We start from the raw sequence: 13,497 nt of genomic DNA, 5'->3' as shown, positions 1-13,497 counted from the left end.
GGCGCCCCAAACGTGTCCGCGAGCGTATTCCCGAACGTATTCGCCGCACGGCGGGCGCCGAGTCGTGGCTGCGCCCCTAGCCTGAGAGCCTTGTCGGCCAGGGGAGCGGAACGAATGCCGAGCAGGCGGAGCGCGCTGATCATCGCCGGTGCCGGGCGTCGGGACCCGGAGGCGGACCGCCCGCGCGCCCCTGAGCCCGAACGGCTCGCCGACGCCGCTGCGTTGGCCGACGCGCTGCGCGACCCCGGCATCGGCGGCTTCGACGTCACGACACTCCTGGACGCGCGCGCCGAGCCCGCCGAGCAGGCCCTGACGGACTTCTTCGCCGACCGCGCCGACGACGACCTTCTGCTGCTGCACGTCTCGGCGCCCGGCGCGGGCGGCGCGGGCGGCGCGGGCGGCGCGGACGGCGCGGACGGTGAGCCGCACGTCGCCGGTGTCGCCGCGAGCCGCCTCAACGGGCTGCTGGACGGCTGTGGTTCACGGCGGATCGTCCTGCTGCTCGACTGCTCTCCCACGGACACCGCCGATCGCCTCGGCGGGCGGGGGCGGACCGTCATCTCCGCCTCGGACACCGCCGCTCCGTCCGGCCTCACCCACGCACTGGCCCACGGCCTGCGGACGGGCGAGGCGGACGGCGACCGCGACGGGCTGATCACCCTCGGCGAGTTGTACGCGTACGTACGCGACCAGGTGCGCGAGGCCGCCGACGTCCACGGCGAACTCCTCATCGCCTGGTGCGACCGCCCGGCCGCGTCCTGCGGCCACCGTCACGAGCACCCTCACCACCACCTCGCCGTACCGGAGTTGGAGCTGCCCGACGTCCCGGACGCAGCGGTCCCCGCCCCGCCGACACCGGGCCGGGTGGTGCTGTCGCCGCCCTCCCGTACCGCGCCGGGAGTGCCGGTGTGGCGCCGTCTGTGGCGGCGCTGACGGGCGTCGGCGACGCGTTCTGAGAGCGCGTACGAGGGCCCGCGTTCAAGAAACGTACGCGCCTCGGCGGCCCGAGGTCGTAGCCTCCGTTCATGGCCGAGATCTGGGATGAACAGGAGCTGATCGGCGAGGGATTCGAGCGGGTCTTTGCCGAACTGGACCGATACGACGCCCCGGTTTTCGGCCTCGCCGAGGTCGACGGGGAGCCGCACTACTTCCGGCTCGTGTACGAGGACACCTACGCGGTCTGGCCCGTCGACGCCGCCCAACTCGCCCTGGAGCGCGAGCGGTGGGCCCTCTTCGCGGCCTGGCACACCCGCTACGAGGCCGGTACGGCCGAGCCCGACACCCACCCCGGCGCGGGCGGCGTCGACGCCCGCTACGACGAACTCACCGCGCTGCTCCTCCCCCACCGCGACACCCCCGCCGAGCCGCGCGTCCTGACCGCCCAGTGGCGCTCCACCCCCGGCCCCCGCTACCGCCCCGACGGCGTCGACTACCGCGTCAGATGGCGGCCCGCCGACTGAACCGGATACGGAGCCTCCCGGCTCTCCGTCCGCAACGTCCTGTGCCACTCCCCCATCTCCTCGGCCAACTGCCCGTGCCGGGCCAGCACCTGAGCCGGGACCCTCCCCGTATCGCGCTTCAGCCAGCGCACCAAGTGCGTACGGATGTAGTCGCGGTCGTACGTCCGGTGCCGCTCCTAGAACTCGGCCTCCGCCGACGACAGTTCGAACCGGGTCGACACCGCCAGGCCGTAGTCCGCGAAGTACAGGCGGTGGCCGTCGGCCAGGACATTCTCGAAGTGCGCGTCGAAATGCAGCAGTTCGCGGGCGTTCATGAAATCCACGCCGTCCAGCAGCTCGCGCTCGAGCCACTCGCAGACGCGTTCCGTCGTCTTCTCGTCCGCCTCCGCGAGGCGGGTCCGCAGCCAATTCTGCACATTCTGCGGGATGTACTCCATGAAGACCACCGCGCTCGCCGTCGCGTCCCGCACACCCTCGATGCGGCGCCGCACACTGGGGCTCCCGCCCCAGTACGCCACCGCCGCCTCCACGTCTGCCAGTTCCGTCGGCAGGGGCCTTTTCGTGCTCGGCAGCACCCGCCAGTGATACGTCAGCGGGAAGCCGTCGTGCTCTCCCGCCAGGACCCAATTCGTCGTCATGGCATGGACGGCCAGTTCGCGCCAGGCGCCGAAGCCGGGGGTGGCGATGCCGTAGTGGCAGAACGCCGGGAGGTCGAATACGTTCGCCGTCGAGCGGGTGTTCTCCGGGCGTCTTTCGAGGTCCGTGAGGCGGATCTCCTTCACGAAGACGGGAGTTCCCGCGACGAGCACTTTCGAGGTCTGTCCGCCGATTCCTGTCCCCAAGGGTTCCCCTCTTTCCACCAGCTCTTGCAGCTCCGCGTCGCCTCTCAGCGCCAGCTCTGTCGCCACTTCCCCATAGACCGCCGTCCGCTTCTTCACGTCCTGTTCTTCCTCCGTCTTGTCTTTCCCGCCCGCCCACCCGTGCGGGTGCTTTCTCCGTCTGCGGGTGCCGCTTGTGCCTGGTCGGTCCCGGGCCGGGGTACCTCCTCGAAATCCGTAACACCTGGCCCCGGGTATCCAGTGACGTTCCTGTCAACGTATTTCTGCGGGGGCACCCCGCCCCGTCCCCTCCTCGCCCGTCGGCGTCCGCCTGTCCGGTGGGGGCTGAGGGGGGGCGGGGGTGGGTGGGGCTCGGGTACGTCGGCGTCCGCCTGTCCGGTGGGGGTGACCGGGGAGGGGGGTGGGTGGGGGCCGGGTACGTCGGCGTCCGCCTGTCCGGTGGGGGCGGGCGGGAGAGGGGTGGGTGGGGGCCGGGTACGTCGGCGTCCGCCTGTCCGGTGGGGGGTTGCCGGGAGGGGGGTGGGTGGGCTCGGGTACGGCGGCGCCCGGCGGTCCGGCGGGGGTGAGCGGGAGGGGGGTGGGTGGGCTCCGGTACGTCGGCGGTCGCCTGTCCGCTGTGGCTGAGGGGGGGTGGGTTCGGGTACGTCGGCGCCCACCTGTCCGGTGGGGGCGGGCGGGAGAGGGGTGGGTGGGCTCCGGTACGTCGGCGTCCGCCTGTCGGCGGGGGTGGGTGAGGGCGAGGCCGAGCCCCTGCGCCACCCGGCCGCCCAGCCGGGGTGGGTGGGCTGGGGTACATCGGGGTTCGCCTGTCCGTCTGGGTGACGGGAGGGGGTGAATCGGGTCCGGGGTCCGGGGTCCGGGGTCACCTGACCCTCACCGGGGTGGGCCGAGGGGGTGGGTGGGTTCGGGTACGTCGGCGCCCGACGGTCCGCCGGGGGCTGGGCGACTGGCCGTGCGCCGGGTGCGGGCCCAGTTCCCCCAACCCCCCTCCGCCACCACAGCGGACAGGCGGACGCCGACGGGCGAGGAGGGGACGGGGCGGGGTGCCCCCGCAGAAATACGTTGACAGGAACGTCACTGGATACCCGGGGCCAGGTGTTACGGATTTCGAGGAGGTACCCCGGGCCGGGACCGACCAGGCACGGGCGGCACCCGCAGACGGAGAAATCACCCGCACGGGTGGGCGGGCGGGAAAAACAAAAGACAAGAGGGCTAGACGGAATCGCGTTGAATGAGCTCAGTGGCCAGAACGACATGGCGTCGTACCGAATCCCTCTCGGCGATCTCCTCAAGAAGCACCCGCGCCATCGTGCGACCCATCTCCTCCGTCGGCTGCCGAACACTGGTAAGCGCCGGATCCATATGGCGCGCGATGGCCGAGTCCTCGAAGCCGACGAGCGCGACGTCAGTCGGCACCAGCCGCCCGGACTCGCGCAAAACCTGCCGCGCGCCGGCCGCCATGAGGTCGGAGGCGGCGAAAACGGCGTCGATGTCCGGCCGCCGCGCGAGCAGTTCGCGCATGGCCCGCCGCCCGCCCTCCTCGGTGAAGTCGCCCCGGGCGACAAGCTCGGAGTTCGAGGAGCCTCCCGAAGAGCTCTCCACGGCCTGCCGATACCCGTCGAGGCGGCACCGGGCCACGTACATGTCCGGCGGCCCGGTGATCGTCGCGACGGCCCGCCGCCCGCGGGCGAAGAGGTGGGCGACGGCGGCGCGCGCGCCGCCGACGTTGTCGGCGTCCACGTACGAGACGGATTCGAGGTCACTGCGCCGCCCGTTCAGAACGGCGGGCATGTCGAGCTGTTCGAGAAGGTCCGGAAGCGGATCGTCCTCGTGGACGGAGACCAGCAGGACGCCGTCCACGCGGTGCGCGGCGAGGTACTGGCCGAAGCGGGCCCGCTCCTTGGGCGTACGGATCAGCGTGAGCAGGAGCTGCATGTCGGTGTCGGCCAGCTCCGCCCCGATCCCCCGGATGATGTCGGAGAAGTACGGCTCGGCGAAGAGCCGCGTCTCCGGCTCGGGGATGACCAGGGCGATGGCGTCGGTGCGATTTCCGGCCAGCGCGCGGGCCGCGCGGTTGGGCACGTACCCCAGTTCGGCGATGGCGGCCTCGACCGCGGCCTTCGCGCGGTCGCTGACCCGCGGCGACCCGTTGATGACGCGCGAGACCGTGCCGCGTCCCACCCCGGCGCGTACAGCCACCTCTTCCAGGGTGGGCCGTCCGCTGTGCCGCCCGTTCATGGCCACTTCCGCCTCCTGTGCTCCACTGTCGCGCCACCTTAGCGCCCGGCCCGCTCTGGACAGCAGGATCTCTTGAGAGCGCTCCCACGCTGTGTTCACCGTACCCGCCCCGCGGCGTCCGATCCGTTCAAGAAGTGACCATCGGTCCGGTCCGGACACGTTCCGGCAACGAAATCGACTTCACATCTTGACACTGACCCCTCCGAGGCCGGATTGTTCCGGCAAGCTTAGTGGGAGCGCTCCCACACCCTCACTCGCACCACCGCACGCCAGACCCACCCTGACAAGGAGAGTGGAATGCGCACTTCCGGCAGAACCCGCAAGGCCGCAGTCATCGCGGTCGCGGGTCTCGCGACCTGCGCGACCCTGATCACCGGCTGCAGCAGTGACAGCAAGAGCAAGGACTCGGGCAGCGGGAGCACCGCCTCCTCGACCGAGAAGATCACGCTGCACGTCGGTGACTTCGGATCGTTCGGCTACGACGACAAGACGGGCGCGGCCCTCTTCTCCGAGTACCACAAGCTGCACCCCAACATCACGATCGTCGAGGACAACGTCGCCGACGGGCAGCAGTACTGGGACGCCCTGAAGCTCCACCTGTCCCAGGGCAGCGGCCTCTCCGACATCCAGGCCATCGAGATCGGCTACATCGCCGAGGCCACCGGCCCGACGCTCGCGTCGAAGTTCGTGGACCTGGGCAAGGCCAAGGGCGTCAACGTCGGCGACTGGCTGGACTACAAGGAGAAGCAGGCCACCACCAGCGACGGTTCGGTGATCGGCCTGGGCACCGACATCGGCCCGATGGCGGTCTGCTACCGCAAGGACCTCTTCAAGGCCGCGGGTCTGCCCGACGACCGGGACGCGGTCGCGGCCAAGTGGGCCGGTGACTGGTCGAAGTTCCTGGACGTCGGCAAGGAGTTCAAGGCGAAGGCGCCCTCGGGCGTGGCCTTCACCGACTCCGGCAGCGGTCTGTTCAACGCGGTGGTCTCCAGCCAGACCACGCAGTACTCGGACGCGTCCGGCAAGCTGATCTACGACACCAGCCCCGGTGTGAAGACGGCGTGGACGCTGGCGACCCAGGCCGTCAAGGACGGACTGACCGACAAGCTGCGGCAGTTCGACGCCAACACCTGGAACGCGGCGTTCAAGAACTCCAAGTTCGCGACCGTGGCCTGCCCGAGCTGGATGATCGGCATCATCAAGGACTCGGCAGGACCCGCCAACCAGGGCAAGTGGGACATCGCCGCGCCGCCGCAGGCCGGCAACTGGGGCGGTTCGTTCCTGTCGGTGCCCAAGGCCGGCAAGCACATAGCGGAGGCGACCGCGCTGGCCGCCTGGCTGACCGCGCCCGCCCAGCAGGCGAAGGTCTTCGCGAAGAACGGCAACATCCCGTCGACCAAGGCGGGTCTCGCCGACCCGACCGTGCAGAACGCGACGAACCCGTACTTCGGTGACACCCCCGTCGGCAAGATCTACTCGGCCACCGCGGAGAGCATCCAGCCCGCGCCCATCGGCCAGTACGACGGTCAGGTGAAGACCTTCATCACCGACAACGGAATCCTCGACATGGAGCAGCACGGCACCTCGGCCGACAAGGCGTGGTCGAACGTGAAGGCACTGGTCAAGGACAAGATCGACCAGTAGCGCGGACGGGGCCGCCCGGCAGTGTCTCCCACCTGCCGGGCGGCCCGCACCTCGCTCCCGGTCCAACCCACCCCGTACCCCCAGCCGTACTCCTCCCAGTCACCGCACAACCCTCGCCCGAACCCCTACGGGAAGGACGCCACTCGTGGCCACCTCCGTCAGGGCGACGTCCGACGGCAGTCCTCCGTCGTCCCGGCCCGCCGCCCCCCGCTCGCCCGGCAAGGGCGCCCACCGCCCCCCGGGCTGGCGTTCCAGGCTGTACCGGCTGGACACCAAGGCGTCGCCGTACGCGTACATCGCCCCGTTCTTCATCTGCTTCGCGGCCTTCGGCCTCTTCCCGCTGATCTACACCGGGTATCTCTCCTTCAACCAGGTGCAGCTCGGCGGCGACGCCAGTTGGGTCGGTTTCCGGAACTACACCCGCCTGTGGGACAGCACGTTCTTCTGGAACGCGCTGCGCAACACCTTCTCGCTCGCGGTGATCTCGACCGTGCCGCAGCTCCTGATGGCGCTCGGTCTCGCGCACCTGCTGAACTTCAAGCTCAGGGCGCGCGGCTTCTTCCGGGTCGCGGTGCTCGCGCCGTACGCCACCTCGATCGCGGCGGCGTCGCTGGTCTTCGTCCAGCTCTTCAACCCCGACTACGGCATGGTCAACCAGATCCTCGCCCACTTCGGGGTGCACAACCTCAACTGGCAGTCGTCCAAGTGGCCTTCGCAGATCGCCATTTCGTCGATCGTGACCTGGCGCTGGACCGGCTACAACGCGCTGATCTACCTGGCCGCGATGCAGGCGGTGCCGTCCGATCTGTACGAGGCGGCGGCGCTCGACGGGGCCTCGCGCTGGCGGCAGTTCATCAGCGTCACGATCCCCTCGATCCGGCCGACGATCCTGTTCACCATCGTGGTCTCGACGATCGGCGCCACGCAGCTCTTCGGTGAGCCGCTGATCTACGGCGGCGGTGTCGGCGTCAGCGGCGGCTCGGCGCATCAGTACCAGACGCTGAGCCTCTACATGTACGAGAAGGGCTGGGCGACCGGCGCGCTGGGCCAGGCGTCCGCCGTGGCCTGGGTGATGCTGCTGATCCTGCTGCTCATCGGCGCCGTCCAACTGTTGATCCTGCGGGCCAACCGCCGGAAGCTCGGGGGCTGACCTCATGGCACAGACAACCGAAACGCAAGCGTTCGGGGCCGCGCCGTCGCGGCGGTCCACCGCCGTACCGCCGCCCAAGCCGCCGCGTCGCCGGTTCCTGCGCAGGAGCGGGGCGGGCAAGCAGGAACACGCGGGCCCGGTCGCGTACGTGATCCTCGTCGTCGCGGCGCTGATCTCGCTGTTCCCGCTGTACTGGACGGTGGTGGCGGCGTCGCGCACGGACGCCGAGATCGTCACGCCGCCGATGCCGCTGCTGCCCGGCAGCCATCTGATCGACAACCTGCACATCGTGTGGGACCAGGTCGACATGGGCAAGGCGCTGATCAACTCCACGATCGTGGCGGGCTTCGTGTCGTTCAGCACGGTGATGTTCGCGACGCTCGCCGGATTCGCCTTCGCCAAGCTCCAGTTCCGCGGCCGTAACGCGCTGCTGATGCTGGTGGTCGCGACGATGACGATCCCGCCGCAGCTCAGCGTGATCCCGCTCTACCAGATCATCACCAACCTGGGCTGGGTCGGGCACATCCAGTCCGTCATCCTGCCGTCGCTGGTGGCCGCCTTCGGCGTGTTCTTCATGCGGCAGTTCCTGTCCGAGGCGCTGCCGATCGAACTGGTCGAGGCGGCGCGGGTGGACGGCGCGCACAGCCTGCGGATCATCTGGCACGTGGTGTTCCCGGTGGCGCGGCCCGCGATGGCCGTACTGGGAATGCTGGTGTTCGTGCAGTCGTGGAACGACTTCTTCTGGCCGTTCATCGCGCTCAACCAGCAGAACCCGACGGTTCAGGTCGCGCTGGCCGGTCTGGGTTCCGGTGACCACACCATCGACCACTCGATCGTGGTGACGGGCGCGCTGGTCGCCACGCTGCCGCTGCTGCTGGTCTTCGCGGTCCTCGGCAAGCACATCGTCGGCGGCATCACGGCAGGTGCCGTCAAGAGCTGAACCCTCGGCGAACTCCCCGCGCGCGAACTCCCCGCGCCTCCCCTGAGCTCACCAAGAACTCCCCCTGAGAAGCGTCCTGTTGGCCCCCTCCCCCGCTTACCCCTGATTCCCCTGGAGTCCCCCGTTATGACCGCTGTCCGCTCCGAGAGCGCCGAGAGCGCCAATGTCTCGGCCTCGCTCCGCTTTCCCCCCGGCTTCGTCTGGGGGGCGGCCACCGCCGCCTACCAGATCGAGGGCGCCGCGGCCGAGGACGGCCGCACCCCTTCGATCTGGGACACCTTCAGCCACACGCCCGGCCGCGTCCACAACGGGGACACGGGTGACATCGCGGCCGACCACTACCACCGCTTCCGCGACGACGTCGCGCTCATGTCCGACCTGGGCCTGGCCGCGTACCGGTTCTCCGTCTCCTGGTCGCGCGTGCAGCCGACCGGGCGCGGCCCGGCCGTCCAGCGCGGCCTCGACTTCTACCGCTCGCTCACCGACGAACTCCTCGACCGCGGCATCACGCCGGTGGCCACCCTCTACCACTGGGACCTGCCGCAGGACCTGGAGGACGTCGGCGGCTGGACGGTACGCGACACCGCCGAGCGGTTCGCCGACTACGCGGCGCTGGTGGCCGGCGCGATCGGCGACCGGGTGCCGTACTGGACGACTCTCAACGAGCCCTGGTGCTCGGCCTTCCTCGGCTACGGCTCCGGTGTGCACGCGCCGGGCCGCACCGAGCCGGAGTCGGCGCTGCGGGCCGTCCACCACCTCAACCTCGCACACGGCAAGGCGATCGGGGTCCTGCGCTCCGTGCTGCCCGCCGCCGCGCAGACCTCGATCACCCTCAATCTGCACCAGATCCGCCCGCTGACCACCTCGTCGGGCGACCTCGACGCGGCCCGCCGGATCGACGCGGTCGGCAACCGGGTCTTCCTCGGCCCGATCCTCGGCGGCGACTACCCGGCCGATCTCCTCGCGGACACCGCCCACTTGGTGGACTGGGAGTCCCTGGTACGGCAGGGCGACCTCGCGGAGATCTCCCGGCCGATCGACCTGCTGGGCATCAACTACTACACGCCGACGCTGGTTTCGGACGGCAAGCAGCGCGCCGACGGACCCGACGTGCCCCGCAACGACGGGCACGGCGCCAGCGACCACTCGCCGTGGCCCGGCTCGGAGCACGTCGCCTTCCACCTGCCGCCCGGCGAGACCACCGCGATGCGCTGGGCGGTGGACGCCACCGGCCTGTACGACCTCATTCACCGGGTGGCGCGCGAGCACCCGGGGCTGCCGCTGATGGTCACCGAGAACGGCGCCGCCTACGACGACTACATCTCGCCCGAGGGCACGGTCAACGACCCGGAGCGGATCGCGTATCTGCGCAGCCACCTCGCGGCGATCCACCGCACGATCGCCGACGGCGTGGACGTACGCGGCTACTTCCTGTGGTCGCTGATGGACAACTTCGAGTGGGCGTACGGCTACAGCAAGCGGTTCGGCGCGGTCTACGTCGACTTCGGCACACAGCGCCGCATCCCCAAGCAGAGCGCCCACTGGTACGCGGCCGTCGCCCGCGAGAACGTCCTTCAGGGAGCCGCGGAGGAGGACGGGGCTTCCTGAGGGAACGGAAAAGGAGCGGTACGGACAGCTCGAGGGTGCTGTCCGTACCGCTCCGCGCTGTTCGCGCTGCTATTTTGTGAGCTATGTACCGATTTACACCGCTGTCGCCGGTCCGGCCGTCCTGACATGGGCGTTCTGCGCGACCATCCGGAACTTGCCCTCTTCCTCTGCCTCGCCGCCGGCTATCTGGTCGGCAAGCTGCGGGTCGGCCCGATCACACTGGGCGGCATCTGCGGCACGCTGATCGTATCGCTGCTGCTCGGCACGCAGAAGGTCACCGTCGCGGACGACGTCAAGACCGTCTTCTTCGCGCTGTTCATCTTCGCCCTGGGCTATATGGCGGGCCCTCAGTTCTTCGCCAACTTCAACCGGCGCGGCCTCACCTTCGGCGTCCTGTCTCTGATCGAGATGGTCACGGTCCTGTGTATCGCCTACGGCCTCGCCAAGGCGTTCGACCTGGACGTCGGCACCGCCTCCGGCATCCTGGCGGGCGCGGCGACCGAGTCCGCGGTGGTCGGTACCGCGACCGAGGCCATCGGCAAGCTGTCAGGACTGACCCCGGACCAGGTCAAGGACTACCAGGGCCATGTGGCCACCGCGTACACCGTCTGCTATCTCTTCGGCCTGGTCACCATCGTGCTGTTCACCAGCCAGATCCTGCCGATGATGCTCCGGATCAACCTGCGGGACGCCTCGCGCGAGATGTGGCTGCGGATGCGCGGCGACGCGCCGTCGCTGGAAGCCGACGAGCGCGAGCCGCTGCCCGGCATGGTCGGCCGCACCTTCCTGGTGACGCTCGCCGACGGCCGCACCGTCGGCGACCTGGAGGCCGGACTCGGCGGCCGGGTCACCGTCGAGGGCATCAGGCGCGGCAGTGCCACCATCACCCCCGCGCCCGAGGTGGAGCTGATCCTGTCCGACCTGGTGATGGTGGTCGGCCGCCGGGCCAACACCATCGAGGCGGGCCGCGAGATCGGGCCCGAGACCTCCGCCATCCCGGGGCTCGACGCGCCGCTGGCCAGCAGCCAGGTCGCGCTGACCGAACGGGCCTCAGACGGCCACACCATCGACGACCTCCAAAAGCGGCACCCGGAGTTCACCGGGGCAGGCGTCTACGTCACCGACGTACTCAGGGGCGAGCAGCACATGCCCGCCTCCCCCGACACCGAACTGCGCCGGGGCGACGTCCTGACCCTGGTCGGCGCCCGCGCGGGGCTGGGCAAAGTCGCCGCACGGATCGGCGCGGTGGTCAAGAACGACAGCACCGACTTCGTCTACCTCGGCCTGGGCATCGCCGTCGGCGCGCTGCTCGGCCAGATCGTCATCCACATCGGCGACATCCCGCTGTCGCTGGGCACCGGCGGCGGCTGCCTGGTGTCGGGGCTGGTCTTCGGCTGGTTCCGCTCCCAGCGGCAGACCTTCGGCGCCTTCCCGCCGCAGGCCGCGGCCACCATCAAGGACCTGGGCCTCGCGGTCTTCATCGCCTGTACGGGCCTGGCCTCGGGACCACAGGCCGGTCCGCTGCTGAAGCAGTACGGCGCGCTGCTGCCGCTGGCCGGTATCGGCATGGTGCTGATCCCGGCGGCGATCTCGCTCTTCGTCGGCCTGAAGCTGCTGAAGATCGAGAAACCGGTGCTGATCGGCGCCATCGCGGGACAGCAGTGCTCGACGCCCGCGATCACCTCGATCACCCAGGTGGCGCAGAGTTCCGTACCGCTGCTCGGCTACACGGTCACCTACGCGCTGTCGAACTTCCTGCTGCCGCTCACCGGCCCCGTCCTCGTCGGCGTCCTCGGCTCCTGACCGGCCGCGCCTGAACGCCCGCTGAGACCCATGACGCCCACCGAGACCCACTGACATCCGTGAGGGAGCATGCCGTGCCCAAAACCCGGTTCACCCGCGCCGAGATCCAGTCCTTCGCGCAGCTCAGCCCGTTCGAGCTGAAGGACAAATTCATCGAGATCGCGCAGAGCGAGCAGGAGGACAAGCCGGGGCAGAAGGAGACCACCGCCCGCGCGATGCTCAACGCGGGCCGTGGCAACCCCAACTGGATCGCCACCGGCCCCCGCGAGGCGTATCTCGCCCTCGGCCACTTCGCGCTCTCCGAATCCCGTCGGGTGTGGACGGCCGACAACCTCGGCGGCATGCCGGAGAAGCAGGGCATCGGCGGCCGCTTCGACGCCTTCGTCCGGCAGCACCCGGACCTGCCCGGCATCGACATGCTCGGCGCCTGCGTCCAGCACGCCCTCCAGCGCTTCGGGTTCGACCGGGACGCGTTCCTGCACGAACTGGCCGACGCCTCCATCGGCGACAACTATCCCGTCCCCGACCGGATGCTGACCCACGCCGAGCGGATCGTGCGCGGCTACCTCGGTGACGAGATGTTCGCGGGCAGGCCGCCGCAGGGCGCGGGCGATCTGCGCCTGTTCGCCACCGAGGGCGGCACCGCCGCGATGTGCTACATCTTCGACTCGCTGATGAAGAACGGCCTGCTGCACAAGGGCGACAAGATCGCCCTGATGGTGCCGGTGTTCACCCCGTACATCGAGATCCCCGAACTGGACACGTACGGCTTCGAGGTCGTGCTGGTGGAGGCCGACCTCTTCGCCGGCACCGGCGTACGCGAATGGCGCTATCCCCCCGAGGAGGTCGCCAAGCTGGCCGACCCCGACGTCAAACTGGTCTGCCTTGTCAACCCGAGCAATCCGCCGTCGCTGGCGCTCAGCGAGCGGGTGGTGACACAGATCCGCGAGATCGTCGCGACCAGCAACCCCGGTCTGCTGATCGTCACCGACGACGTCTACGGCACCTTCGTGGAAGGCTTCCGCTCGATCGCCGCCGAAGTGCCGCGCAACACCCTGCTGGTCTACTCCTACTCCAAGCACTACGGCTGCACCGGCTGGCGGCTCGGCGTCATCGCCCTGCACGACGACAATGTGATCGACGAGATGATCGCCGCGCTCCCCGGGGCGGAGAAGGACCGGCTGGCCGCGCGGTACGGGACGCTCAGCCTCGACCCCGGCGGTATCCGCTTCATCGACCGGCTGGTCGCCGACTCCCGCCAGGTGGCGCTGAACCACACCGCGGGTCTGTCGCTGCCGCAGCAGGCGATGATGACGCTCTTCTCGCTCTTCGACATGCTGGAGGAGGGCCAGGCGTACAAGCGCCGCATCCGGGCGATCGTGCGACAGCGGCTCGATCTGCTGCTCGAAGGCGCCCGGATGAAGATCGCCGAGGACCCGGAGCGGGCGGGCTACTACATCGAACTCGACCTGCTCGCCGAGGCGGAGCGCACCCACGGCAGGGCCTTCGCGGACTATCTGGAGGCCACCTACGAGCCGGTCGACCCGCTGTTCCGGCTCGCCGAGCAGACCTCGGTGGTGCTGCTCAACGGCGGCGGCTTCGACGGCCCGCAGTGGTCGGTACGCGTCTCGCTCGCCAATCTGGACGACCTCGACTATCTGAAGATCGGGCACCACCTGCGCGAGATCTTCAACGCCTACCACGCGGAGTGGCAGGAACAGACGGCCTGACGTCACATCAGGCGGCTTCGCACGTACGGCCGTTCCTCTCCCGTGGGGGTAGGAGAGGAGCGGCCGTACGGCTGCGGGGTGTCGC

The 13,497-nt window shown here is 69.8% G+C and carries 10 protein-coding genes; 8 read left to right on the top strand and 2 right to left on the bottom strand.

Annotated features, from left to right (window positions below; translation table 11 throughout):
• Positions 1–114: 114 nt before the first annotated feature.
• A complete protein-coding gene (locus BGM09_RS05535; RefSeq protein ID WP_188280275.1) occupies positions 115–933 on the top strand; it encodes a hypothetical protein in 819 nt (272 codons plus the stop codon).
• A 92-nt stretch (positions 934–1,025) separates the two neighbouring features.
• Positions 1,026–1,460, top strand: coding sequence for a hypothetical protein (locus tag BGM09_RS05530; RefSeq protein WP_188280274.1), 435 nt, complete (start codon positions 1,026–1,028; stop codon positions 1,458–1,460).
• A gap of 176 nt (positions 1,461–1,636) precedes the next feature.
• Here BGM09_RS05530 and BGM09_RS05525 read toward each other — a convergent pair whose 3' ends face one another.
• Entirely contained in the window at positions 1,637–2,302 is a 666-nt protein-coding gene (locus BGM09_RS05525; RefSeq protein WP_317452545.1) for a hypothetical protein, read from the bottom strand.
• Between the two features lie 1,209 nt (positions 2,303–3,511).
• Entirely contained in the window at positions 3,512–4,537 is a 1,026-nt protein-coding gene (locus tag BGM09_RS05520) for a LacI family DNA-binding transcriptional regulator (protein WP_188280363.1), read from the bottom strand.
• Between the two features lie 297 nt (positions 4,538–4,834).
• Between BGM09_RS05520 and BGM09_RS05515 the strand changes: the two genes are divergently transcribed.
• The 6 genes from BGM09_RS05515 (at position 4,835) to BGM09_RS05490 (ending at position 13,412) form a co-directional block, all read left to right on the top strand.
• Positions 4,835–6,181, top strand: coding sequence for an ABC transporter substrate-binding protein (locus tag BGM09_RS05515; protein ID WP_188280273.1), 1,347 nt, complete (start codon positions 4,835–4,837; stop codon positions 6,179–6,181).
• A 145-nt stretch (positions 6,182–6,326) separates the two neighbouring features.
• A complete protein-coding gene (locus BGM09_RS05510; protein ID WP_188280272.1) occupies positions 6,327–7,331 on the top strand; it encodes a carbohydrate ABC transporter permease in 1,005 nt (334 codons plus the stop codon).
• A gap of 4 nt (positions 7,332–7,335) precedes the next feature.
• Positions 7,336–8,271, top strand: coding sequence for a carbohydrate ABC transporter permease (locus tag BGM09_RS05505; RefSeq protein ID WP_188280271.1), 936 nt, complete (start codon positions 7,336–7,338; stop codon positions 8,269–8,271).
• 126 nt (positions 8,272–8,397) lie between these two features.
• Positions 8,398–9,879, top strand: coding sequence for a glycoside hydrolase family 1 protein (locus BGM09_RS05500; protein ID WP_188280270.1), 1,482 nt, complete (start codon positions 8,398–8,400; stop codon positions 9,877–9,879).
• A gap of 126 nt (positions 9,880–10,005) precedes the next feature.
• Positions 10,006–11,682, top strand: a complete 1,677-nt coding sequence (gene aspT / locus BGM09_RS05495) for an aspartate-alanine antiporter (RefSeq protein WP_188280269.1) — start codon at positions 10,006–10,008, stop codon at positions 11,680–11,682.
• 74 nt (positions 11,683–11,756) lie between these two features.
• A complete protein-coding gene (locus BGM09_RS05490; RefSeq protein ID WP_188280268.1) occupies positions 11,757–13,412 on the top strand; it encodes a bifunctional aspartate transaminase/aspartate 4-decarboxylase in 1,656 nt (551 codons plus the stop codon).
• The last annotated feature ends 85 nt before the right edge of the window (positions 13,413–13,497 follow it).

It is taken from the genome of Streptomyces sp. CBMA29, assembly GCF_014596445.1.
In the GTDB taxonomy this organism is placed as follows: domain Bacteria; phylum Actinomycetota; class Actinomycetes; order Streptomycetales; family Streptomycetaceae; genus Actinacidiphila.
The sequence above is the reverse complement of the archived record's forward strand: the minus strand, read 5'-3'. Positions and strand labels throughout refer to the sequence as shown.